We start from the raw sequence: 22,551 nt of genomic DNA on the forward strand, positions 1-22,551 counted from the left end.
ATGGCACAGGTTACTGTCACGATCGACGGCAAGGCCTATCGAATGGCCTGCGACGAGGGCCAGGAAGAACATCTGATCAGCCTGGCCGAGCGGTTCGACCGTTATGTCTCGCATCTGAAGGAGTCCTTCGGCGAGATCGGCGACCAGCGCGTCACCGTCATGGCAGGCATCATGGTCATGGACGAGCTGTCGGAGCTTTCGAAGCGCCTCAAGGGCATGGAGAGCGAGATCAGCACGCTGCGCAAGACCCGCGACGAAGCCCTGCTGAAGGCCGACAAGAACGATGCAGCGCTTACCGGCGCGCTCAGCGGCCTTGCCCAGCGCATGGAAGAGCTGGCCCATAAGCTGGTGGTGCGGAACGTTCAGCCGGAATCATAAGATAAAAAAAATCGCGCCGGCCGAAGCCGACGCGATTTTGTTTTTCAGGCCTTTGCTGCCGATCGTAAGATCAAGCGGCCGGCTGGGCTTCGATGGTGCGCAGCGACTGCATCTGACGCTTGGCTGCCGCCTTGACGGCATCCTGCACCTTCTCGAAGGCACGAACCTCGATCTGGCGAACGCGCTCGCGGCTGATGTCGAATTCGCTCGACAGTTCCTCGAGCGTCATCGGCTCGTCCGAGAGGCGGCGCGCCTCGAAGATGCGCCGTTCGCGATCGTTCAGCACAGCCATGGCGCCGGCGAGCATGCCGCGCCGATTTTCCAGCTCGTCCTGCTCGATCAGCATGGCTTCCTGGCTTTCGTGGTCGTCGACCAGCCAGTCCTGCCATTCGCCCGACTCGCCTTCCGTTGCCCGGATCGGCGCGTTGAGCGAGGCATCGCCCGACAGGCGGCGGTTCATCGAGACGACTTCCGCCTCGCTGACGTTCAGCCTGGTGGCGATCTCGGTGATCTGCTCGGGCTTCAAATCGCCGTCTTCGAGCGCCTGGATCTTGCCTTTGACCTTGCGCAGGTTGAAGAACAGGCGCTTCTGGTTGGCGGTGGTGCCCATTTTCACGAGGCTCCACGAGCGCAGGATGTATTCCTGGATCGAGGCCTTGATCCACCACATGGCATAGGTCGCCAGGCGGAAGCCGCGCTCCGGTTCGAATTTCTTCACGGCCTGCATCAGGCCGACATTGCCCTCGGAAATGACTTCGCCGATCGGCAGGCCATAGCCGCGATAGCCCATGGCGATCTTGGCAACGAGTCTGAGATGGCTGGTGACGAGCTTGTGGGCAGCGCCGGTGTCCTCATGCTCCTGATACCGCTTGGCGAGCATGTACTCTTCCTGCGGCTGAAGCATCGGGAACCGACGGATTTCCTCCAGGTAGCGGCTGAGGCCGCCTTCGCCGGAGACAATACTGGGTAGTGACTGGGCCATAATAGCGCCCTCCCTCTTTGAAGCGGAATGTGCCCCCTGATAAAGGCAGGCATGTGTCACAGGTGCCTCATGCACTCCTGCGACAGCTACCTTTATACAGGAACAAATCGAGAAACGCATCCATATTGTTCAACACGAAACAGTGTGTCACGCCGAAGTGAACAATGGTTGTCAAGTTTTCACAAAATGCGGAAACCCCGGACGATCTCGTCCATATCCCCCGGCAGAGGCGCCTCGAACCTCATCAATATATGGGTGGTGGGATGGCGAAATGCCAGTAGCCTGGCATGCAACATTTGCCGCGAAAGATTGTCGACCAGCGCCTTCAATTGTTCGGGCAGGCGGTTGGCCTTGGTGCGGAAGGCCTGGCCGTAATCGGGGTCGCCGACGACTGGATGGCCGATATGGGCCATGTGCACGCGGATCTGGTGCGTGCGGCCCGTCTCGAGGCGGCATTCGACAAGGGCTGCCTTCACCGTTTCCTTGTCCCTTTCGCCGAAACGCTCCAGCATGGTGTAATGCGTGATGGCGTGGCGGGCGTCGTCGCGGCCTGCTGGCACGACCGCTCGCCGAACGCGGTCGGAGGCACGGCCGAGCGGTGCGTCGATGACGCCGCTGACCCGCGCAGGGATGTTCCAGACAAGCGCGACATAGGCGCGCTCAAGATCGCCCGTCGCGCCGTGGTCGGCGAAGGCCTCCGACAGCGACTTGTGGGCCTTGTCGGTCTTGGCGACAACCATGACGCCGGAAGTGTCCTTGTCGAGGCGATGGACGATGCCGGGGCGCTTGACGCCGCCGATGCCGGACAGGCTGTCGCCGCAATGGTGGATCAGCGCGTTGACGAGCGTGCCGGTCCAGTTTCCCGCGCCGGGATGGACGACGAGGCCGGATGGCTTGTTGATGACGATGAGCTGGTCGTCCTCATAAAGAATATCGAGCGGAATGTCCTCGCCCTGCGGTTCGGCCGGTTCGGCCTCGGGCATCTCGACCGTCACCGTTTCGCCCGCGGCCATCTTGCGCTTGGTCTCGGTGACGGCCGCGCCATTGACCAGGACTGCGCCCTGTCGGATCAGCGTCTGCACGCGGTTTCGCGAGAAATCGGGGCCGAGTGCGGCGGAAAGCCACTGGTCGAGCCGGGTGCCGGCCGCTGCCGCATCGGCGCTGAGCTCTTTCAATACGCCGCCGGCTTCGCTATCAGGGTCGCTCATTTGCGCTTCAAAAATCCGGAACTGTTGAGACGATGGCATCGCCGAACCTGAACGACGAAGACGAAAAGCCGCTCGACCCTGCGGTCGAAAAGGTCAGGCGCAAGCTGGTGCGCTTCGTCGCCATCAATCTCGGCCTGCTGTTTCTTGCCCTTATGGCCGTGCTGGGGGCGATTGTCTACAAATCCGGCTCGAAGAGTGAGGCGCCCGTTGCCGTCAACGGCGCGACCGTGCCGTCGCCGGCGGAGGGCGCCTTCCTGTCGGGCGACATTGCCTTGCCGGTCGGCGCGAAAATCGTTTCGCAGTCGCTGTCGGGCAATCGCATCTCGATCGACGCCGAGCTTGCCGACGGCAGCCGCGCCATATTCCTTTACGACATTGCCGAACGCCGCGTGATCGGCCGCTTCGCGATAACCGCGCAATGAGTGCGCCCGCGCGCAGGATCGCTACCGTCGCGCTGGTCGTGCGCGACTATGACGAGGCGATCGCCTGGTATGTCGAAAAGCTCGGCTTCTCGCTGCATCAGGACATCGATCTCGGCGATGGCAAGCGCTGGGTGGTCGTCGGGCCGGACGGCGCGGGTGCGCGCGTGCTTCTGGCGCAGGCCAAGGACGAGCACGAGCTTTCGCGCGTCGGCGACCAGACCGGCGGCCGCGTCTTCCTGTTTCTGGAAACCGACGATTTCGACCGCGACCACCGGGCGATGCGCGATCGCGGCGTGACGTTCAGGGAAGAACCGCGTCGCGAAGGCTATGGCACGGTTGCGGTCTTTGCCGATCTCTACGGCAATCTCTGGGACCTGATCGAGCCGAAGCGGTAGAGAAGGCGGGCGAGTTCGGCGCTGGATTTTCCGCGCCGCGGGCTGAGTATTCTCCATTCCAGAATGGCGGTTGCCTTTTCCCGAATGCTCGCCTATATCGCGGAAGTCTTCCGCGCCCATCGTCTAGCGGTCAGGACACCGCCCTCTCACGGCGGGAACAGGGGTTCGATTCCCCTTGGGCGTACCAAAGATTCTCAAGACATTCGCTTGCTCAAGCTCGAAAGCGGTCAACGACCTTGCCACTTGCTCAGCGCAACGCGTTTTTCTCGCTTCCTATGTCAAATGAAATAGTCAGGGCGTTTCCACGCGAGTAAGCCTTGCAGCAGAATGGCCCTTGGCCCGCTGCCAGCTCTGGTGGTGGGCCTTTTTTTTATCAGGTCGAACATGGAAAGTTTGATCGTTCCGCCAAAGCGAGACGATCGGGATTTCAACGGTTCTGGTAATAGAAAATCCCGAAGTTAAGTAGCAGCAAGGCGGCCAGCGCGGCCAGAAACCCGCGAAGAAACAGCCAGGCCTTCTGACCTTTCGATTTTTCGCGGTTCTTTTTCGCGAAGATGGCGGCAATCGCAACCCCAAAGGATATGCCGACGACTGCCGGTGCGGACATGATTTGCATGCTGGGCTCCATTTCTGGAGCCGGGTTATGGAAACGGGTGCCTTTGTTCAATCGCTTGATGTCTCTATCCACATGTCGCGCTCCACGTCGCTATCGGCTTCCAGTCGAAAGCCAGCGTCTTTCGAAACGCGAATCGCACCATGTGATCGGCGACGACTTGCGCAGTGGGGCGGCATTTATCCTTGAAACGTATACCAGGGGTTGTTATGAGCGTCGGCTAATAACCAGGGGTGGGTTGGGGGTAGAAAATGAAGCCGGCAAGCCTTGTACAAGGGCTGGCGATGCTCGTTCTTTGCGCGGCATGGCCAGTATTGGATTTCGCAGTTGCAAACCTGTCGGATCAAAGTTTCCAGCCGGCAAAGCTGATCGTCTATTTCGGCGCATTGCTGGCAATGGGAGTTGTGGTCAGCCTTCTTGCCAAGTTGGTACGGCCGCGCTGGAATCTGGGTACAGTATTCTCGGCCGCAGGGGGTGGGCTTGCCGTCCTGTTCAACTATAACCTGATTGCCAGAACGGTGGAGGTCCTGCCGACAAAGTTCAACGGCGAAGTCCTGTCACTCATTGCATTCGTGATCTTCTTCCTGGCTGCAGTGACATTGGTGACATTCCTGTCGCGGAAGGGCTCCATCATCGCGGCTGTTGTTTTTGGCCTCGGTATCATGACCGCCCACAATGGCTTTGTCGTCGGAAAACACCTGTTTTTCAGCGAAGCCGGACGGGCTTCGCTTGCGAGCTCTACCGCCAAGACTCGCAATTGGCCAAGCGACGTTTCGCGCCTGTCCGTCAATCGCCACTATAAAGGCTCTGCCGCCGAGCGGCCCGCGAACGTTTATTTCATCATTCCGGACATGTTCATGAGCGAAAATGAATATGTTCGGATGACCGGCAAGCCGTACGAAATGGACGACTATCTACGCAATCAGGGGTTTAAAGTCCTCGACAACCACTATTCCAATGCGCCGGTTACAAGATTTTCTCTCGCCCATGTGTTCGGGCAGAAGTATTTTGTAGAGGAGGGGGGTAAACCAAAAATAACTGCAGAGATGCAGAAATTCCTGCCGTGGCGCATCAACAACGATGTAACGGCCGAGTTTCGCAAGCGCGGTTATAACATATTCAATTATATTGACGCTTATGTGAATCCCGAATGCGACAAGCTGGCCGACTTTTGTTTCAGCAAGGCGAGTTTTATCGGAAATCAGGATCTCGTATTCCTTGAGCGTGCGCCGTTCTTCGATCTTGTTCTGCTGAGCGGCAGCGACAAGCTTGCTATCTGGCGGCGTCTTTTGACGTATTCAGGCAGGTACGAGATTCCCGAAATACTGGCATCGCTGCCAAAGAAGGGCGCTTCGCCGCATTTCACCTATATTCATTCCGGTTTGCCGCATTCGCCTTATCGCTTTACGGCTGATTGCACCTATTATGACGCCTATCCGCCGATCCGAAAGAACAAGTACGAAGGCTCCGTGCGAGCCTATGCCAACCAGGTCGATTGCGCGAGCAAGCTCTATCCGCAACTGATCGACGCGATTCTAAAAGAGGATCCCGACGCAATGATCGTGTTCCAGGCGGATCACGGCGTGAATTATCGCGGTCAGGAAACCGGTGCGAACATCAAGGCGCTGACGGACGATATGGTTGCGCAGAACCTGAGCGCCATCAGCGCCTACCGCTTGCCGGAACGCTGCCAGCAGAGCCTGGGGCCGGACATGTCACCGGTGAATACGTTCCGGGTCGTTTTTGCGTGCCTCGACAACCGGGAGCCGGAGTTGCTGCCCGCGCGTCACTTTCTCATGTATTATCTTGGCTGGCAGCCGAGCGGCATGATCAGGGAAGTGACGGACATCATCAACAAGAGAAAGTTGGCAGACTAGTCGGACAACTTTCTCCGCTAGGCGATCGGGTTTGTCCTGCGATTCTATTCGGGTCAGGGGCTCCCCCCCAACAGGCCTGCTCTAACTATCGCTCTTCGCAGGCGCAGGTTCGCGGTTTGACGCGGTAACGGCTGAAAACTGTGACCTGATCAGCGACCAGAAGTTGCTGCACAGCCAGTAGAGACATACGGCCGCGGGGAAGGGATAAATCAGAGCCAGCAGGACGAGTGAAACTATGAGGAAACGGCGCCGCGACTGTGCCGTGGCTTCCGGTTTCGTAAAGGAATCGAGCAGTGCGATCGCCGTCAGTGCTATCGGCAGGATGTTCAGCGCATAGGAGCCCGGCAGGAGGGCGAGAGCGTCAGGCTTGCTAAGATCCTGTACGAAGAGAAATCCCTGGCCTGCCAACGGCGGGTAGTTCACCAGCATAAAAAGTGCTGCAAGCAGGAATGGCAGCTGGAGCAGCAGGGGGGCCAGTGACGCCATCGACTTTATCGGATGGTAGCCGTGCGCCTGGTAGATCTCGTCTATCTTCTCAAAACGATCCCGTCCCTTGTAGCGCTCGCGGGCGGCTGCAACCAGCGGCGCCATTTCATCCTGTCGAACCTTCTCTTTCTGTTCGAGCTCGCGAGCCTTGCGCGCGATCGGGGATGTGATGAGGGTGGCAACCAGGCTCAGAAGAATAATGGAAATGCCGTAGTTGCCGGTCGCCGCGAATATGCCTTCGTAAACAGTCTGGAAGACCCAGGTGAGCGGGGAAATGATGAATTCCAGAAGCTGCATCCGTTTGCACCTTTGTCGCGACGCCGGCTAACCAAAAGGGGTCAGAGAGGGCGTAGATAGTAGATTTTGCGAGCCCCGCCCTTGAGCGACTCGGCATCGATGATGGCGTATTTCTTCTTGACGATCTCTTCGAAGTGAGCCTCCGTAAAGTCGTCGTACTGGTTGACCTTGTTGCGCAGCAGCATCTGCGACATGTCATCGGACACGCTGACGAACTCGATGATCAAGTCGCTTCCGAGACTGTGGAGCCAATCGACGAATTCCGACAACGGGATGTTGGCGGAAATGACGATGTGGTGGATGAGCGCCAGGCAGAGTACCAGGTCGGGCTTGCCTCTTCCATCCAGCGCCTTTCGCTCGGCGCCGCGCCAGCCCTGGTTGGGCGACACGTTGCTCAGATCCATGATCAGCGGAAGTATATTCGAAGCCGGCTGTGCTTTTTCATAATTGTAGAGACGATCGATCGCCTTGGCATCGCCATCGATCGAAATCACCACGTCGGCGCCTTTTCCTGCCAAGCGAGAGAAGGTTCCGGTGTTGCACCCGATATCCCACACCATCTTCCGGTGTTTTTCGGCGGCGTGACGCTCCACGAAGCTCTTCTTGCTGTCAAACGACGCTTCCGCATAGCTGTGATCGGTGTCGTAGCTTCCCCATGTCGTCCGGGATTCGGGGGTCTGAAGCTTGTTGATCGTCCGGCGCAGTCCCTGGATCGTTCCGAGCACCATCGCTTCCGAATGCTTGAAGGAACGCGACCTGGAGACATTGCCCTGAGCCGTTTCCGTAAGCGATTTCGCCTCGTTGAGATCCCGGCTTGCCGCACGCTGCTGCATCTTGGCGTGAAGGTAGACATTACCGAACACGCCCTTCCGGAACCGGCTGAAACCGGTCAGGATTTTCGATGCCAGTGACGGGTCGATGCCATCGAGACTGCTTCGAAGCAGGGGAATGTAGTCGATCTCCTTGTAGGCGCGGAGCATCAAGGGAAACAGGAACATCATGCAAAATTGGCGGTAGCCCCGCCATGGATCACCCGCCGTGTAAGGTTCAAACGACGGAACATCGATGAAAACGGGGCGGCAATTGACCCATTGGACGTTGTAGGCGGATGCGTCCTTCAGCGTCCATCCATTGGGAATTGAACGCTCGAGCAGGTCAAGCGTGAGCAGCGCGGCATCCTTGAGCATGCCGAACGACCATTCATACGGATATGAGATGAACGGCACGCGTTCATGGGACATCACAGCCGGCCATTTCGATGCGGCCGAGTTGTGCGGAATTTCCATCTCCACGAGTTCGGTCGGCACGACCTTCGAATGACGCATCATGGCCTTGAAGAAGTTCTCCGAGGAGATCTTTCTCCAGTTATGCAGCGCTTCATCGCTGATACCGCGATAGATACGAGTACCGTCGTCGTAGACGCGATTGTTACGATCGCGGAAAGAACCACGGTCAGGACTGAGTGATTTTGCGGCGCTTGTTTCCTGCTTCACTGGTCGTCACGTCCTTCGCTGTTCTTGGACTTGTTTCGACCAGTCAACATATCCGTGAGCTTGTAGAAATATTTCCGGAATGTGTATGCGATGGCTGCGAAGAATCCGAGAATTGCGGTGGTAATGACGCTGCCGGAGCCCGGATCAATGTAGGCGTGCGCGCTGCTTGCAGTTGAAAAAAGGACTATTGCGGCCAGAACGGCCGTGGATATTGCATATTGCACGTGTGAGCCCCCGCTCATTCGTTGAAGTCTTTGTATGTGCCAGTAGTAATAAATATGTCATAAAACTGTCACATAACGATGGCGACTACCATGGGTTGCTATCGAGGTCTAGGGTCATACCCGTATTTTGATCGGCATAGCGCGCGCCGAGCGGAAAGGATGCAGGCGGTGGCATAGAGGCCGCAGGCAAGCTTCGGTCGGGCATTTCGGTGCAGTGGTCGTGTTTCGTTAGGGTGCGGTTCAATGCGCCGACTTGGGAACGGCTTTCCGCGGCGAACAGCAATCGATCCTGCCAAAACAACGGCGCGGTGATACGCCGCCGCTCCGTCAAGACGCTATATCGATCCCCTGACCTCCGTTGGCGTCTTGCCGTAGCGGAGCCTGAACTGGCGGTAGAATGTGGATGGCTCGATGAAGCCGACTTCAAAGGCTATATCGGCAATTTGCCGCAGCGCCTGCCGGCGATCGAGAAGGCAGCTGTGGACGTAGGCAAGGCGTCGCTCGGTCACATAGTCGGAGAAACTCGTGCCTTCCTCGAAAAAGAGCTGGCGGATGTAGCGTGAACTGATCGCATATTTCCGCGATACCTGTTCTGCGCTGAGCCGGGGGTCGCGAAGGTGCCTGGCGACATGCTGTTTGATCGCGGCCAGGCGCGCCGCGCGAACGCCCGAGTTCGGCACGCCATGCTGGACGCTGCCGAACGACAGGGCGAGCAGGTCGGTAATGTGCCGGGACGCCATCGGCGCGAGCCCGTTGACCGACGACGCATGGAGAACCGACCGGAGATAATCGAACAGGAGGCAATGAGCCGGCTGAAGGCGCGCGATGCTGTCTGGGCTGACGTCATCCAGATTCTTCACCAGCGGCGCCAGAAGCGATCGCTTGAACTGGAGCGCCATTGTCCAGCTGGAATCTTCGGTTTCTATCGAGAATCGCCGGTCGAGCGGCAAGATGGCGGCCGTTCCGGGCTTTGTCTCGTAGTCTCCGCGTCCGGGCATGGTGAAACGATAGCCGCCCTTGTTCCACGAAAGAATGATGTCGTCGTTGTCGTCCGACATCAGATCCGGCGTTCGATCCCATGTCATGGGCGATACCGAACCCATCGTACACATCATGTCTGGAAGGATCAGCGTGCGGGCCTTGAAGTTCAGCGGATGGTCCTGATGCGGTTTGACCTGGAGGCGCATCTGGATCCGCCCATAAAAGTCGCGAACGAATTCATCCCGGAAATGCTCGGGAATGTCGTCAGACGAAAATGAGGCAACCTGTTCAGCCGCGTCCGGAAGCAACGTCGCCTGCCCCCACAAGATCCGAAGCGGAAATTGCCGGAATTTTGGGTTTCCATCAAGAGTTGATGGCAGATTTCAGCCGTGCAGTTCCGCTGCTGCAATAGCGTGTTCCGTCTCGTCCATACGCCGGCTCAGGTTCCATGCTAGCGGTCTCCGGCATCGCGGCGCGGTCAAAACCAGACGACAGGCGCTGCATGCGGTTACGCAGAACGGTTCGAGGCCCAGATCGCAGTTGCGATGGCCGACATCATCCGCGCTGCGCCGCATCGAACAACCAATCCTCATCGTCGCCGACCGGACGAGAATCTAGCGAGCCACAAGGGGGGCTGTAATGACTGTAACGACGACTTTCACAAGCGAACTGCTCAAATCCGTGACGATCAGCCTGGATGGCTCCGGCGGACAACTGACGAGCCTGCCCGGCGGTGGTTTCGCCGCGACTTACACAACTGCCGACAACAACGTCTATGCAAAGATGTTCGATTCCGCGGGCAATGCGGTCGGGGCTAGCTTCCCGATCAGCAACATCGGGGTTGCCGCCGCCAGTCCGGTGATCGCCCAATTGTCGAACGGCAACAATGTTGTGGTTTTCCAGGACAGCGACAGCCTCGTTTTCGAGATCAGCGCGCCGGACGGCAGCGATATCCTGGCCGATATCGACCTGGGAAATCCCAATACCAGCAATCCGGACGTGGCCGCACTGACCGGGGGCGGCTTCGTCATCGTCGGGCAGGATACGATCAGCGCGACCGAATCCGACATCGTCGTGTCGGTCAGGCTCAACAATGGCCCCGCCGTTTCCACGTTCACTATAGATGCCACAGGAAAGCATACCAACGCCAAGGTTGCCGCGTTGGCCGACGGCGGTTTTGCCGTGGCGTGGCAGAAAGAATTCAATGGGGAGACCGAACTCTGGTCGGCGATCTACAATGCGAACGGCAGTGTTCGCAAACCTCCGGCACTCCTCGATACTGTCGGCACGATCAACGAGAATCCCGATGTCGTGGCGCTTGCCAATGGCGGCTTCGGCATCGTCTACGAGGATAACGGCTGGGGCAGCGAACGCGAAATCAGCTTTGCACGTTACAGCAGCGCCGGCACCTATCAGGGTCTGACGCAAATCACTGACAACTCGCAGTCGGAGTTCCAGCCAAGCGCAGTCCAGCTTTCGAACGGTGTGGTCGCGATCAGCTATCATGACAATCTTTTCGGCGACACCGATCCCATGGTGTCCTTTGTCGACGGCGATACCGGCGCGGTGCTGTCGCCCGGCGGGCTTCGGGTCAACGCCGGCACCGGCAACGAGGTCAAGACGTCGATCGCGGCACTGAACGACGGCAAGTTCGTGATGTCCTGGCACGACGGTGCAAACAACGATGTCGTTGCCGAGATACATCAATCCGTGCGGGTTTCGACCGGCGATGGAGAGGATGACGTCATTGTCGGATACGAACTGGTTGACTTGATGAAGGGCGGCGGCGGCGGCGACACGCTGGAAGGCGGCGCGGGCAATGACAAGCTCTACGGCGAAAGCGGTCACGACATCCTGAACGGACAGGCCGGCAAGGACAATATGTATGGCGGCACCGGAAACGACATCTATGTGGTGTCGTCCGCGGATGACCGTACGATCGAAAACGCGGCGGAGGGCTCGGACACCGTGCGCTCCTACATCGACTGGATCCTCGATGCCAATGTCGAGCGGCTGGAGTTTCTCGGTACGGCCGATCTCACCGGGAACGGCAACACGCTCAACAACACGCTTATCGGCAATGACGGGAAGAATATTCTTCGCGGCGGCATCGGCAATGACACGCTGGATGGCGGCAAGGGCGCGGACACGCTTGTCGGCGGCGATGGCAATGACAGCTTCGTCTTCAACAAACCGCTTGGCTCGAACAACATCGACAAGATCAACGACTACAATGTCGCGCAGGATACGATCCAGCTGGAGAACAGCGTCTTTACCGGTCTTGCCGGCGGTGTGTTGACGGCGGGTGCCTTCTACGCCGGCACCGCAGCTCACGATGCATCTGACCGCATCATCTACAACGCAACGACCGGTGCGCTTCTGTTCGACAAGGACGGTGCAGGAGGTGCGGCTGCCGTGCAATTCGCCACGCTCTCCACCGGGCTAGCGATGTCGGCTGGTGAGTTCTTCGTGATCTAGGACGGCGCGCGTTTCAGGCCGTCGTGCCGGAGTTTCCGGCAGCGAGTTGAAGAGGCCCGGCACAGGCGTTGGCGCCCCGTGCCGTGCCTCAAGAGTACATGCCCTGCTTGAGAAATTTATAGCTGTCTTTGCGCGGCCTCGCGCACGGTCTTGAGCAGGATGGAAAAGGCGGCCGAGGTTGCGGTGTCGGTGCGCATGGTCAGGCCGACCGGACCTTTTGTTTCGCTGGTGTCGATAGGAAGCGTTGTGAGCACGCCGGTCTTGAGGTCGTCGGCGACGACGCCGGCGGAGATGATCCAGACGGCGTCGCTCTGGCGCACGAAGGCGCGGCCAAAGGAATCGGAAACGGTTTCGATCTCGGTCGGGATGGTGGCGACGCCATTGGTGATGAAGAAGCGCTCGACGAAGGGCCGGATGATCGAGCCGCGCGTCGGCATCAGCACCGGATAGTCGCGGAGGCGCTCGAACACGTCCGCGCCGGCACGCAGCAGCGGGTGCTTTGGCCGAACGGCGAAAACCACCTGTTCGGAATAGAGATGCTCGAAGAAGAAGCCCGTCATCTTCTCGGGCGCGGCCAGCCGTCCGACCACGAGATCGAGCTCGCCGAGGCGCAGTTGATCGAGCAGCACGGCATTCTCGCCGGTGACGATCTTGATCGTCGCGCCCGTCTTCTCCTTGAGGAACAGGCTCATGGCCTGGGGCATGATATGCGCCGAGACTGTCGGCAGCGCGCCGATGCGGATTGGCGGCCCGCCATCGGCGCCGGCATTGGAAACGGAATCGATGCCTTGCCTGAGCGCCGTGATCGCCATGCCGGCATGCTGCATGAAGATCTCGCCCGAACGCGTGATCTTGATGCCGCGCCCGTCGCGCTCGAAAACGGCAACGCCGAGCGCCTGTTCAAGCTCGCGGATGGTCTTGGTGACGGCCGGCTGGCTGACATTGAGCAGCCCCGCCGCCTTGACCACGCTTTTCTGACGAGCGACTTCAAGGAAGGTCTGCAGGTGACGAAACCTGACGCGGCTCTCGATCATGGATTTTCATAACCCCTGAGTTAAGAGAATGCCACAAAATATCATTTTACCAAACCAAACAACTAGGTCATTTTCCGAAGCGAGGAGCCAAGCCATTGCAATTCATCGAAATCGGCGGCGTTACGCTGCACTACCAGCTTATCGGCGGGCCTGCGGACAAGCCGGTCATCGTGTTTGCCAATTCGCTTGGCACGGATTTCCGCATCTGGCGTGACGTGATCATCCGGCTTGCCGGCGATTTTCCGATCGTCACCTATGACAAGCGCGGCCACGGCCTGTCGGACGTGGGTGCTGCGCCCTATTCGATCGATGACCATGTCGACGATCTTGCCGGGTTGCTCGATCATCTGAAGGTCAAGAATGCCATCATCTGCGGCCTCTCGGTGGGCGGGCTGATCGCGCAAGGGCTTTACGCGAGACGTCCCGATCTGGTGCGCGCGCTGGCGCTTTGCGATACGGCGCACAAGATCGGCACTGCCGATAGTTGGAACACCCGCATTGCGACGGTCGAGAGCAAGGGCATCGAGGTTCTGGTCGAACCGGTGATGAAGCTCTGGTTCACGCCGGCCTTCCACAAGGACCGCAAGGACGAGCTGACCGGCTACAGCAACATGCTGATGCGCCAGCCCGTGGCCGGCTACACTGGAACCTGCGCCGCACTGCGCGACGCCGATTATACGCAAGCCGCGAAGGCAATCGCCGTGCCGACGCTCTGCGTCGTCGGCGACCAGGATGGGTCGACGCCGCCCGACCTCGTGCGCTCGATGGCCGATCTCATTCCAGGCAGCCGTTTCGAGATTATCGCCGGTGCCGGCCACATCCCTTGCGTCGAGCAGCCGGAAGCGCTGGTCGATCTCATTCGCGGCTTCATCGCCGATCTTTCATCCGGAGAATAAAACCATGCATCAACCGGCTCAGGACTCGGCGAGGTATCGCGAAGGGCTGGCCGTCAGGAGGTCCGTGCTCGGCGATGCCCATGTCGATCGCGCCTCGAAGGCCTCCACCGAATTCGACCAGCCATTCCAGCAGTTGATAACGGAAGCGGCCTGGGGCACCGTCTGGGCACGGCCGGGCTGGAGCAAGCGCGAGCGCTCGATGGTGACGCTGGCACTGCTGGCAGCCCTCGGCCACGGCGAGGAGGTTGCCATGCATGTGCGCGCCACAGCCAACACGGGCGCCACGCGCGAGGACATCTGCGAAGCCTTTTTGCATGTCGCGATCTATGCCGGCGTGCCGGCGGCAAACCGCGCCATCAAGATCGCCAAGGAAGTGTTTGCCGAAATGGATGCGCAGGGCGATAACGCAAAATGACTGCCGATCCCCTTTCGAACCGCAAGCCGGAAACCGGCGCCTTCTTCCAGCGCGACCGCACCTGGCATCCGGCGGCTTTCACACCGGGCTACAAGACCTCGGTGCTGCGCTCGCCGCAAAAGGCGCTGCTGTCGCTCGACAACACGCTGTCGGAAATCACCGGGCCGGTCTTCGGCCATGACATTCTGGGCGAGCTCGACAACGACCTGATCCACAATTTCGCCAAGCCCGGCGAAAGCGCCATCGGCCCGCGCATCGTCGTCTATGGCCGCGTGCTCGACGAGCGCGGCAAGGGCGTACCAGGCGCGCTGCTGGAGTTCTGGCAGGCCAATGCCGGAGGCCGCTATCGCCACAAGAAGGAAGGCTATGTCGCCGCCCTCGATCCGAATTTCGGCGGCTGCGGCCGCACCATCACCGACGAGGATGGCGGATATGCTTTCCGCACCATCCAGCCCGGCCCTTATCCCTGGCCGAACGGCCCGAATGACTGGCGCCCGGCCCATATCCATTTCTCGGTCTTCGGCCACGGCTTTGCGCAGCGGCTGATCACGCAGATGTATTTCGAGGGCGACCCGATGATCTGGCAGTGCCCGATCGTCAAGACTATTCCCGACAGGGTGGCCGTGGAAGGGCTGATCGCGGCGCTCGACATGCAGGCGACGATCCCGATGGACGCGCGCGCCTACAAGTTCGATATCGTGCTGCGCGGTCGGCGCTCGTCGCTGTTCGAAAATCGGCTGGAGGGCAATTGATGGCGCAGTCACTGGATCGCCTCAGGGAAAGCGCCTCGCAGACAGCCGGGCCTTACGTCCATATAGGCCTGACGCCTAACTTTTGTGGCATTGGCGGGGTCTACGAGAACGATCTTGGCGCCGGCATGGTCAACGACAAGACCAAAGGCGAGCGCATCAGCGTGCGCATGCGGGTGCTCGACGGCACCGGCACGCCGCTGAAGGATGCGCTTGTCGAGATCTGGCAGGCAGACACCGACGGGCTCTACAATTCGCCGTCGGAAATGCGCGGCGCGGCAGATCCGAATTTCGTCGGCTGGGGCCGCAAGGCAACTGACATGGACACGGGCGAGTGCATGTTCGAGACGGTCAAGCCGGGCTGGGTACCGTTCAAGGACGGCCGGCTGATGGCGCCGCACATCACGGTGTGGATCGTGGCGCGCGGCATCAATATCGGGCTGCATACCCGCATGTATTTTCCCGAGGAGGAAAAGGCCAATGCGGAAGACCCGGTGCTGGCCCGCATCGAGCATCGCGTGCGCGTGCCGACGCTGATTGCCGAGCGGCAGGGCGACGGCTCCTACATCTTCGACATCCATCTCCAGGGGGAGAAGGAAACGGTCTTCTTCGATATCTGAATCATGACCGTGTCCCCCTTCGATCACCTCTTTTTGTCTGGTCTGCTCGGCGACGCGGAGACGGCGCGGCATTTTTCGGCGGAAGCCGAGATCGCGGCGATGGTCGATTTCGAGCGGGCATTGGCCGAAGCGGAAGCGGGCGAGGGGATCGTTTCGACGGAGGCGGCTTCGGCAATCGTGTCGGCGCTAGGTTCGTTCAAGCCGGATATGGCAGCGCTGAAGGCCGGCGTAGCGCGCGACGGTGTCGTGGTGCCGGAACTGGTGCGCCAGCTTCGCGCGGCTGTCGACAAGCCGCATGACAAAGCGGTGCATTTCGGCGCGACCAGCCAGGACGTGATCGATACCGGGCTGATCCTGCGGCTGAAGCCGGTGATTGAACATTTCGACCGGCGGCTTGCGGCGCTGGTCGATGCGTTTGCGGCGGTTGAAGACCGCTTCGGCGCAAGGCCCTTGATGGGCAAGACGCGGATGCAGGCGGCGATCGGGATATCCGTTTCGGATCGCGTCAGGGCGTGGCGGGAGCCGTTGGTCCGGCATCGTGAGCGATTGGCGCAGCAGAAACAGGACTTGCTTGTCGTCCAGTTCGGTGGTGCGGCTGGAACGCTGGAGAAATTCGGCGAAAAGGCTCCGGCCGTGCGCAAGGCGCTGGCGGCAAAGCTCGGATTGGCCGACGCGCCGCAATGGCACAGCCAGCGCGACCGGCTGGCGGATTTTGCGGGCTGGCTGTCGCTGGTGTCTGGCAGCCTCGGCAAGTTCGGGCAGGATGTCGCGCTGATGGCGCAGGCCGGCGGCGAGATTGCGCTGAAGGGCGGCGGCGGCTCGTCGGCGATGCCGCACAAGCAGAATCCGGTGGCGGCCGAGGTGCTGGTGTCGCTGGCGCGGTTCAACGCGACGCAGCTTTCGGGCATGCATCAGGCGCTGGTGCACGAGCAGGAACGCTCGGGTTCTGCCTGGACGCTGGAATGGCTGATCCTGCCGCAGATGGCGGCGACGACGGCCGCCTCGCTGCGGCTTGCCGGCGAGCTTGCGGGACAGATCGAAAGCATCGGCGTTTAGACTCCTCGCCCCTGGCGAAAGGAAAAGAATGCGCACGCAGGTCGTCATCATCGGCTCGGGTCCGTCCGGCCTTCTGCTCGGGCAGCTTCTGGCTGGCATCGGCGTCGAGAATGTCATCCTCGAACGCGTCGACCGCGACTATGTGCTTGGCCGCGTGCGCGCCGGCGTGCTGGAGCAGGGGACTGTCGATCTGCTGGACGAGGCCGGCGCGGGCGCCCGCATGCGTGCCGAGGGCCTGCCGCATGACGGTATCTCGCTTGCATTCGACAACCGGCTGCACCGTATCGATCTGGCGGCGCTGACCGGCGGCAAGCGCGTGACGGTATACGGCCAGACCGAGGTGACCCACGACCTTATGGACAAGCGCAGCGCAGCTGGGCTGATGACCGTCTACGACGCCAAGAATGTGCTGCCGCAAGGCTTCGATACGGCTTCACCGTTCGTCACTTATGAAAAGGACGGCGTCACCCATCGCATCGATTGCGATTTCATCGCTGGCTGCGACGGGTTTCACGGCGTCAGCCGCAAGTCGGTGCCGCAGGATGCGCTGAAACTGTTCGAGCGCGCCTATCCGTTCGGCTGGCTCGGCATTCTGGCCGAAGTGCCGCCGGCCGACCATGAGCTGATCTATGCCAATCACCCGCGCGGCTTCGCGCTCTGCTCGATGCGGTCGGAGCATCGCAGCCGCTACTATGTGCAATGCCCGATTGACGACAAGGTCGAGAACTGGAGCGACGAGCGCTTTTGGGACGAGCTGCGCCTGCGTCTGCCGAAGGAAGCGGCCGAAAAGGTCACGGTTGGCCCGTCCTTCGAGAAGTCGATAGCACCGTTGCGCTCGTTCGTGGCCGAGCCGATGCAGTTCGGACGATTGTCGCTGGTGGGCGATGCTGCCCACATCGTGCCGCCGACCGGCGCCAAGGGCCTGAACCTTGCGGCAAGCGATGTGCGCTACCTGTTTTCGGGCTTAAAAGAGTTCTATCTCGACAAGTCACCGGCGGGCATAGACGCCTATTCCGGCAAGGCGCTTTCGCGGGTGTGGAAGGCGGTGCGCTTTTCCTGGTGGATGACGACGATGCTGCATCGCTTTCCCGATACGGACGCCTTCGGCCAGCGCATTCAGGAGGCCGAGCTGGATTATCTCGTCCATTCCCAGGCGGCCGCTACGTCACTTGCAGAGAACTATGTCGGGTTGCCTTATTAAAAGCCGTCGATGACGTCGGGACATATATCCCGGTGATTATGCATTGCTTGTTTCTTTTCATTTTACATTACCGTTTCGAGCATGACAGTTGCGATGGTGGGTTTGGTGTGGCTCGTTGGGAGGAGCCGCTGTGATCTGGTGGAGGAAAATATGAAAAAGCTTCTCTTGGCCGCGACTGCGGCACTCGCGCTATGCGGCTCGGCCTATGCCGATACGATCAAGGTCGGCGTCGTCGGCCCGTTCTCCGGGCCGTTCGCCATCCAGGGCAAGAATTTCAAGGCGGGCATTGATGCCTGGATGGCGCTGAACGGCAGCAAGGTCGGTGACGACGACATCGAGATCGTCTATCGTGACGTGCCGCAGGCCGATCCGGCGCAGTCCAAGGCGCTGGCGCAGGAACTGGTGGTGAAGGAAGGCGTGCAGTATCTCGCCGGCTTCTACTTCACGCCGGACGCCATGGCGGTGACGCCGCTGCTGGAGCAGGCCAATGTGCCGCTGGTGGTGATGAATGCCGCGACATCGGCCATCGTCACCAAGAGCCCGCTGGTGGTGCGCACGTCGTTCACCACCTGGCAGACCTCCGTGCCGATGGCCAAGGTCGCCAAGGAGCGCGGCGTCAAGAAGGTCATCACCGTGGTCAGTGACTACGGCCCGGGTGTCGATTCGGAGAACGCCTTCGTCACGACGTTCAAGGCCGAGGGCGGCGAGATCGCCGAGTCGGTACGCATGCCGCTGTCGACCAACGATTTCAGCCCGATAATGCAACGCGTGAAGGACTCCGGCGCGGACGCCGTCTTCGCCTTCCTGCCGTCCGGCCCGACGACGCTCGGCTTCGTCAAGGCCTACAACGACAACGGTCTGAAGAATGCCGGCATAACCCTGCTTGCACCGGGCGACCTGACGCAGGAATCCGACCTGCCAGCACTTGGCGCTTCCGCCGAAGGCATGCTGACGACCTTCCACTATGCGATCTCGCATGACTCAGCCGAGAACAAGAAGTTTGTGGAAGCAGCCCACAAGGCCATCGGCAACCCGGCGGAACTGTCGTTCCCCTCGGTCGGCGCCTATGACGGCATGCATGTCATCTACAAGATGATCGAGGCGACCGGCGGCAAGCAGGATGCGCAGAAGGCTGTCGATGCGGTGAAGGGGATGGCGTGGGAAAGCCCGCGCGGCCCGGTCTCTATCGACGCCGAAAGCCGCCACATGACGCAGAACATCTATCTGCGCGAGGTGACCAAGGCCGAGGACGGCACCTACTACAACAAGGAAATCGCGACTTTCGAGAAGCAGCCTGATCCGGGTCTGGCTGCTGTAAAATAAGCCGCGTTCCAGGGCAGACCGCCCGGTAGCCGAGCAGGCTTCCGGGCGATTGTTGGATCAAGCGATGCAGACTGTTTTAAGTGTTGGGGTGGACGCGCTTGCCTACGGCATGGTGCTGTTCGTCATCTCGATCGGGCTGTCGGTGACCATGGGCCTGATGCGCGTGGTCAATCTCGCCCATGGCGCATTCGCCATGATCGGCGGCTACATCGCCTCCTATGCGGCGCGCGACCTCGGCCTCGGCTACGGTCTTGCCATCCTGATCGCGGTTGCCGGCACGATCCTTATCGCCATTCCCATCGAGCGGTTTTTATACCGCCGCATCTATGGCGCGCCGGAACTGACGCAGGTGCTGATGACCATCGGCATCACCTTCTGTGTTATCGGCATCGCCAATTATGTTTTCGGCCCGACGCTGAAGACCATTCCGCTGCCGGAAACCCTGCGCGGGCCGGTCGATCTCGGCTTCCGTTCGATTGCCGCGCACAAGCTGTTCGCCATCGCCTGCGGCGTCGTGGTTGCCGGCGCGCTCTGGTACCTCATCGAAAGGACGTCCTTTGGCGTGAAGCTTCGCGCATCGGTCGACAATGCTGCGATGGCCGCATCGCTCGGCGTGCGCACCAAGATCGTCTATGCCGTCAGCTTCGCGGTCGCCGTCGGGCTTGCTGCCTTCGGCGGCATCGTCGGGGCGGAACTGCTGCCGATCGAGCCTTACTACGCGCTGCGCTACATGGTGACGTTCCTGGTCGTCGTCTCGGTCGGCGGGGCCGGGTCCATTCCCGGCGCGCTGCTCGCCTGCCTCGTGCTCGGCGCCATCGACACGACGGGGCGCTATCTCGTCCCCGAATATGGCGAGTTCTTCTTCTATCTTGCCGTGATCGCAATCGTCTGCGTCTTCCCGCGCGGCCTTCTGGGCAGGAACAAATAGATGGCCGCGATTGAGACATCGGCGGCTGCCAAGCCTGAAACGGCGCGCCCGAATTGGCTGCTGCGCGATCTGACCGGCCTTGCCATCATCCTCATCGTTGCTGTCATTGGCTACTTCCTGTTCCCCAACAACCTGGCGCTGCTGACGCGCATTCTCGGCATCGCGCTGCTGGTGCTGTCGCTCGATCTTGTCACCGGCTATTGCGGCGTGGCGACGCTCGGCCATGCAGCGCTGTTCGGTGCGGGCGCTTATGCGTCGGGCATTGCCGCTGTTCACTTCGGCATCACCGATCCGATCGCCATGGTCGGAGTGGGCGCTATCGGCGGGGCGGTTGCGGGCCTGCTCTCGGGTATCGTCATCCTGCGTGGGCATGGGCTGGCGCAGCTGGTGCTTTCCATCGCGGTGATCCACCTATTCCACGAAGCGGCGAACAAGGCATCGAGCTACACCGGCGGCAGCGACGGCCTTGCCGGCATTTCGCCCGATCCGGTGTTCGGCCTGTTCGGCTTCGACCTCTGGGGCCGCACGGCTTACGGCTTCGGCGTGGCGCTGCTGGTCATCGTCTTCATCCTGCTGCGCTTTCTGGTGCGTTCGCCCTTCGGCATGCTGTGCCGCGGCATTAGGGAAGACCCGATCCGCGTGAGCGCCATGGGCGCTTCGGTGCAGGGCACGCTGATCAAGATGTATGTCATCTCCGGTGCTGTCGCCGGTGTCGGCGGCGCGCTCAACGCCATCTCCACGCAGGTCGTCGGGCTGGACAGTCTGAGCTTCACCACCTCGGCCGAGGCGCTGGTCATGCTGGTGCTGGGCGGCACCGGCTCGCTCTATGGCGCGCTGATCGGCACGGTCACCTTCATGTGGTTCGAAGACGTCGTCTCGGCGGCAAATCCATTCCACTGGCTGACCATCGTCGGCGCGCTGTTGATCGCCGTAGTGCTGTTTGCGCCGAAGGGCCTTTACGGCACGGCGGCATCGCTTCTCGATCGCTACAGGGGGCGTTCATGAGCGCGGTCTTTCAGGTCGAGAAGCTCCAAAAATCCTTCGGCGGGCTTGCGGTTACGCAGGACGTGTCGATCACCATGCAGCCGGGCGATCGCGTTGCGCTGATCGGCCCGAACGGTGCCGGCAAGACCACCTTCGTCAATCTGGTGACGGGGCATCTGAAGCCGGACGCCGGCAAGGTGATGCTCGGCGGCGAGGACGTCACCGCGCAGGGCCCGACGCGCCGCGTGCGGCAGGGCCTGGTGCGATCCTTCCAGGTGACGCGGCTGTTCTCCGAGATGACGCCGGAGGAGCACATTGCCATTGCGATCCTGCAGCGCACCGGGCGCTCGGGCCGCGTCTTCGGCAATTTCCACGCCATGCCTGACGTGATGAAGGAAACCGATGCGCTGCTCGCCACGCTCGGCCTCGACCATATCGCCACGCGCAAGGTCAGCGAGATCGCCTATGGCCAGCAGCGCCTGCTGGAAATCGCGCTGGCGCTGGCGCTGAAGCCGAAAGTGCTGCTGCTCGACGAGCCGGCGGCAGGCGTGCCGCAGAGCGATACGCCGCGCATCGAGGCGGCCCTTGCCGGGCTGCCGCCCGACCTTGCCGTGCTGATGATCGAGCACGACATGGACCTCGTTTTCCGCTTCGCCAAGCGCGTCATCGTGCTTGCGGCCGGTGCCATCATCTTCGACGGTTCGCCGCAGGATGTGACCAGTGATGCGCGCGTGCGCGAGGCCTATCTCGGAAACTATGCCAATGCCAGCCCAGCTGCTTGAAGTCACCGATCTCAGCGCCGGCTACGGGCCGACGCGCGTGCTGGAGGGCGTCAGCTTTTCCGTGCCGGCCGGCTCGCGCCTTGCCGTGCTCGGCCGCAACGGCATGGGCAAGACGACGTTGCTTGCCACCATCGCCGGCCAGACCAAGCGCTATGGCGGCGCGATCCGCATGGGGGATACCGAACTGACGAACCTCGAAAGCTCATCGCGCGCCAGAAGCGGCCTCGGCTATGTGCCGCAGGCGCGCTGTGTCTTCCCGTCGCTGACGGTCGAGGAAAATCTGTTCGTCGGCTTGAAGGACCGCGACCGCTCGGCGATTTCGGAAGCCTATGAGATGTTCCCACGCCTGGCCGAGCGCCGGAAAAATCTCGGCTCGCAGCTTTCCGGCGGCGAGCAGCAGATGCTGACCACCGCGCGCAGCATTCTCGGCAAGCCGACGGTGCTGCTGCTGGACGAGCCGCTGGAAGGGCTGGCGCCGGTCATTTGCGAGGAGCTGATGGCGGCGTTCTCGAAGCTCGCTTCGGGTGGTGAGATGACGGTGGTTCTGGTCGAGCAGCGCATTCAAAGCGCGCTGGATTTCGCCGACCGCGCGATCATTCTGGAGCGCGGGCGCGTGGCTTGGTCGGGAACGCCGGCGGAGCTGGCGGCGCAGCCGGAGGTGGTGGAGAGGTTGCTGGGGATTGGTGGGCTGCATTGAGGGGGCAAAAAGCGTTGTTCATCGAGATAACG

Annotated in this window: 23 protein-coding genes and 1 tRNA gene; 17 read left to right on the forward strand and 7 right to left on the reverse strand. The window is 60.9% G+C overall.

The window, feature by feature from the left end; genetic code table 11:
• On the forward strand, positions 1-378 hold the full coding sequence (locus G6N74_RS14770; RefSeq protein WP_165118563.1) for a cell division protein ZapA: 378 nt from the start codon (positions 1-3) through the stop codon (positions 376-378).
• Positions 379-448: 70 nt separating this feature from the next.
• On the opposite strand, the gene rpoH is transcribed toward G6N74_RS14770, so the two are convergent.
• Together rpoH and G6N74_RS14780 are read right to left on the reverse strand one after the other, a co-directional pair.
• Positions 449-1,360 carry an RNA polymerase sigma factor RpoH gene (rpoH, locus tag G6N74_RS14775; RefSeq protein ID WP_165118565.1) on the reverse strand — a complete coding sequence of 304 codons (912 nt, stop codon included), beginning with the start codon at positions 1,358-1,360 and terminating at the stop codon, positions 449-451.
• Positions 1,361-1,539: 179 nt separating this feature from the next.
• The gene (locus tag G6N74_RS14780; protein ID WP_165118567.1) at positions 1,540-2,568 is read right to left on the reverse strand and encodes an RluA family pseudouridine synthase; all 1,029 of its coding nucleotides are present in this window, start codon (positions 2,566-2,568) and stop codon (positions 1,540-1,542) included.
• Between the two features lie 32 nt (positions 2,569-2,600).
• On the opposite strand from G6N74_RS14780, the gene G6N74_RS14785 reads away from it, so the two are divergent.
• From G6N74_RS14785 to G6N74_RS14795, 3 genes are all read left to right on the forward strand, one after another.
• Entirely contained in the window at positions 2,601-2,990 is a 390-nt protein-coding gene (locus G6N74_RS14785; RefSeq protein WP_165118569.1) for a fimbrial protein, read from the forward strand.
• Positions 2,987-3,385: a VOC family protein gene (locus tag G6N74_RS14790; protein ID WP_165118571.1), complete on the forward strand. Its 399-nt coding sequence runs from the start codon at positions 2,987-2,989 to the stop codon at positions 3,383-3,385. Before G6N74_RS14785 ends, G6N74_RS14790 begins: the two co-directional genes overlap by 4 nt.
• A gap of 112 nt (positions 3,386-3,497) precedes the next feature.
• A tRNA-Glu gene (locus tag G6N74_RS14795) sits at positions 3,498-3,572 on the forward strand.
• A gap of 240 nt (positions 3,573-3,812) precedes the next feature.
• Here the strand turns inward: G6N74_RS14795 and G6N74_RS14800 are convergent.
• Positions 3,813-4,073 (reverse strand): hypothetical protein, encoded by a 261-nt coding sequence (locus tag G6N74_RS14800; protein WP_165118573.1) that lies wholly within the window; start codon positions 4,071-4,073, stop codon positions 3,813-3,815.
• Positions 4,074-4,249: 176 nt separating this feature from the next.
• Between G6N74_RS14800 and G6N74_RS14805 the strand changes: the two genes are divergently transcribed.
• A complete protein-coding gene (locus G6N74_RS14805; RefSeq protein WP_165118575.1) occupies positions 4,250-5,875 on the forward strand; it encodes a sulfatase-like hydrolase/transferase in 1,626 nt (541 codons plus the stop codon).
• Between the two features lie 81 nt (positions 5,876-5,956).
• On the opposite strand, the gene yidC is transcribed toward G6N74_RS14805, so the two are convergent.
• The 3 genes from yidC to G6N74_RS14820 form a co-directional block, all read right to left on the reverse strand.
• Positions 5,957-6,658 carry a membrane protein insertase YidC gene (gene yidC / locus G6N74_RS14810; RefSeq protein ID WP_165118577.1) on the reverse strand — a complete coding sequence of 234 codons (702 nt, stop codon included), beginning with the start codon at positions 6,656-6,658 and terminating at the stop codon, positions 5,957-5,959.
• Positions 6,659-6,699: 41 nt separating this feature from the next.
• The gene (locus tag G6N74_RS14815) at positions 6,700-8,151 is read right to left on the reverse strand and encodes a class I SAM-dependent methyltransferase (protein ID WP_165118579.1); all 1,452 of its coding nucleotides are present in this window, start codon (positions 8,149-8,151) and stop codon (positions 6,700-6,702) included.
• Positions 8,152-8,710: 559 nt separating this feature from the next.
• Positions 8,711-9,562: a helix-turn-helix transcriptional regulator gene (locus G6N74_RS14820; protein WP_165118580.1), complete on the reverse strand. Its 852-nt coding sequence runs from the start codon at positions 9,560-9,562 to the stop codon at positions 8,711-8,713.
• 433 nt (positions 9,563-9,995) lie between these two features.
• On the opposite strand from G6N74_RS14820, the gene G6N74_RS30520 reads away from it, so the two are divergent.
• Positions 9,996-11,834 carry a calcium-binding protein gene (locus G6N74_RS30520; protein WP_205826686.1) on the forward strand — a complete coding sequence of 613 codons (1,839 nt, stop codon included), beginning with the start codon at positions 9,996-9,998 and terminating at the stop codon, positions 11,832-11,834.
• Between the two features lie 116 nt (positions 11,835-11,950).
• Here the strand turns inward: G6N74_RS30520 and pcaQ are convergent, their stop codons facing one another.
• Entirely contained in the window at positions 11,951-12,868 is a 918-nt protein-coding gene (gene pcaQ / locus G6N74_RS14830) for a pca operon transcription factor PcaQ (protein WP_165118582.1), read from the reverse strand.
• A gap of 95 nt (positions 12,869-12,963) precedes the next feature.
• On the opposite strand from pcaQ, the gene pcaD reads away from it, so the two are divergent.
• The 11 genes from pcaD (at position 12,964) to G6N74_RS14885 (ending at position 22,519) form a co-directional block, all read left to right on the forward strand.
• Positions 12,964-13,764: a 3-oxoadipate enol-lactonase gene (gene pcaD, locus G6N74_RS14835; protein WP_165118584.1), complete on the forward strand. Its 801-nt coding sequence runs from the start codon at positions 12,964-12,966 to the stop codon at positions 13,762-13,764.
• Positions 13,765-13,768: 4 nt separating this feature from the next.
• Complete coding sequence (pcaC, locus tag G6N74_RS14840; protein ID WP_165118586.1) at positions 13,769-14,179, forward strand: 4-carboxymuconolactone decarboxylase; 411 nt, start codon at positions 13,769-13,771, stop codon at positions 14,177-14,179.
• The gene (pcaH, locus tag G6N74_RS14845) at positions 14,176-14,931 is read left to right on the forward strand and encodes a protocatechuate 3,4-dioxygenase subunit beta (protein ID WP_165118589.1); all 756 of its coding nucleotides are present in this window, start codon (positions 14,176-14,178) and stop codon (positions 14,929-14,931) included. The genes pcaC and pcaH overlap by 4 nt, the downstream gene beginning before the upstream one ends.
• Entirely contained in the window at positions 14,931-15,548 is a 618-nt protein-coding gene (gene pcaG, locus G6N74_RS14850) for a protocatechuate 3,4-dioxygenase subunit alpha (RefSeq protein ID WP_165118591.1), read from the forward strand. The genes pcaH and pcaG overlap by 1 nt, the downstream gene beginning before the upstream one ends.
• A 3-nt stretch (positions 15,549-15,551) precedes the next feature.
• Entirely contained in the window at positions 15,552-16,604 is a 1,053-nt protein-coding gene (locus G6N74_RS14855; protein WP_165118593.1) for a 3-carboxy-cis,cis-muconate cycloisomerase, read from the forward strand.
• A 28-nt stretch (positions 16,605-16,632) separates the two neighbouring features.
• Positions 16,633-17,805 carry a 4-hydroxybenzoate 3-monooxygenase gene (gene pobA, locus G6N74_RS14860; protein WP_165118595.1) on the forward strand — a complete coding sequence of 391 codons (1,173 nt, stop codon included), beginning with the start codon at positions 16,633-16,635 and terminating at the stop codon, positions 17,803-17,805.
• A 150-nt stretch (positions 17,806-17,955) separates the two neighbouring features.
• Positions 17,956-19,128, forward strand: coding sequence for an ABC transporter substrate-binding protein (locus tag G6N74_RS14865; RefSeq protein WP_165118597.1), 1,173 nt, complete (start codon positions 17,956-17,958; stop codon positions 19,126-19,128).
• Positions 19,129-19,192: 64 nt separating this feature from the next.
• A complete protein-coding gene (locus G6N74_RS14870; RefSeq protein ID WP_165118599.1) occupies positions 19,193-20,056 on the forward strand; it encodes a branched-chain amino acid ABC transporter permease in 864 nt (287 codons plus the stop codon).
• Positions 20,057-21,061, forward strand: a complete 1,005-nt coding sequence (locus G6N74_RS14875) for a branched-chain amino acid ABC transporter permease (protein WP_165118601.1) — start codon at positions 20,057-20,059, stop codon at positions 21,059-21,061.
• Positions 21,058-21,822: an ABC transporter ATP-binding protein gene (locus G6N74_RS14880; protein ID WP_165118603.1), complete on the forward strand. Its 765-nt coding sequence runs from the start codon at positions 21,058-21,060 to the stop codon at positions 21,820-21,822. The genes G6N74_RS14875 and G6N74_RS14880 overlap by 4 nt, the downstream gene beginning before the upstream one ends.
• On the forward strand, positions 21,803-22,519 hold the full coding sequence (locus G6N74_RS14885; protein ID WP_165118605.1) for an ABC transporter ATP-binding protein: 717 nt from the start codon (positions 21,803-21,805) through the stop codon (positions 22,517-22,519). The genes G6N74_RS14880 and G6N74_RS14885 overlap by 20 nt, the downstream gene beginning before the upstream one ends.
• Positions 22,520-22,551: the final 32 nt, after the last annotated feature.

The organism is Mesorhizobium zhangyense, from assembly GCF_011045115.1.
GTDB classification, from domain to species: domain Bacteria; phylum Pseudomonadota; class Alphaproteobacteria; order Rhizobiales; family Rhizobiaceae; genus Mesorhizobium_M; species Mesorhizobium_M zhangyense.

Bases quoted from the DNA above. Each gene is read 5' to 3' on its own strand.
- G6N74_RS14770 (WP_165118563.1), top strand. From the start codon at position 1: ATGGCACAGGTTACTGTCACGATCGACGGCAAGGCCTATCGAATGGCC.
- rpoH (WP_165118565.1), bottom strand. From the start codon at position 1,360: ATGGCCCAGTCACTACCCAGTATTGTCTCCGGCGAAGGCGGCCTCAGC.
- G6N74_RS14780 (WP_165118567.1), bottom strand. From the start codon at position 2,568: ATGAGCGACCCTGATAGCGAAGCCGGCGGCGTATTGAAAGAGCTCAGC.
- G6N74_RS14785 (WP_165118569.1), top strand. From the start codon at position 2,601: ATGGCATCGCCGAACCTGAACGACGAAGACGAAAAGCCGCTCGACCCT.
- G6N74_RS14790 (WP_165118571.1), top strand. From the start codon at position 2,987: ATGAGTGCGCCCGCGCGCAGGATCGCTACCGTCGCGCTGGTCGTGCGC.
- G6N74_RS14805 (WP_165118575.1), top strand. From the start codon at position 4,250: ATGAAGCCGGCAAGCCTTGTACAAGGGCTGGCGATGCTCGTTCTTTGC.
- yidC (WP_165118577.1), bottom strand. From the start codon at position 6,658: ATGCAGCTTCTGGAATTCATCATTTCCCCGCTCACCTGGGTCTTCCAG.
- G6N74_RS14820 (WP_165118580.1), bottom strand. From the start codon at position 9,562: ATGCGCCTCCAGGTCAAACCGCATCAGGACCATCCGCTGAACTTCAAG.
- G6N74_RS30520 (WP_205826686.1), top strand. From the start codon at position 9,996: ATGACTGTAACGACGACTTTCACAAGCGAACTGCTCAAATCCGTGACG.
- pcaQ (WP_165118582.1), bottom strand. From the start codon at position 12,868: ATGATCGAGAGCCGCGTCAGGTTTCGTCACCTGCAGACCTTCCTTGAA.
- pcaC (WP_165118586.1), top strand. From the start codon at position 13,769: ATGCATCAACCGGCTCAGGACTCGGCGAGGTATCGCGAAGGGCTGGCC.
- pcaH (WP_165118589.1), top strand. From the start codon at position 14,176: ATGACTGCCGATCCCCTTTCGAACCGCAAGCCGGAAACCGGCGCCTTC.
- pcaG (WP_165118591.1), top strand. From the start codon at position 14,931: ATGGCGCAGTCACTGGATCGCCTCAGGGAAAGCGCCTCGCAGACAGCC.
- G6N74_RS14855 (WP_165118593.1), top strand. From the start codon at position 15,552: ATGACCGTGTCCCCCTTCGATCACCTCTTTTTGTCTGGTCTGCTCGGC.
- pobA (WP_165118595.1), top strand. From the start codon at position 16,633: ATGCGCACGCAGGTCGTCATCATCGGCTCGGGTCCGTCCGGCCTTCTG.
- G6N74_RS14865 (WP_165118597.1), top strand. From the start codon at position 17,956: ATGAAAAAGCTTCTCTTGGCCGCGACTGCGGCACTCGCGCTATGCGGC.
- G6N74_RS14870 (WP_165118599.1), top strand. From the start codon at position 19,193: ATGCAGACTGTTTTAAGTGTTGGGGTGGACGCGCTTGCCTACGGCATG.
- G6N74_RS14875 (WP_165118601.1), top strand. From the start codon at position 20,057: ATGGCCGCGATTGAGACATCGGCGGCTGCCAAGCCTGAAACGGCGCGC.
- G6N74_RS14880 (WP_165118603.1), top strand. From the start codon at position 21,058: ATGAGCGCGGTCTTTCAGGTCGAGAAGCTCCAAAAATCCTTCGGCGGG.
- G6N74_RS14885 (WP_165118605.1), top strand. From the start codon at position 21,803: ATGCCAGCCCAGCTGCTTGAAGTCACCGATCTCAGCGCCGGCTACGGG.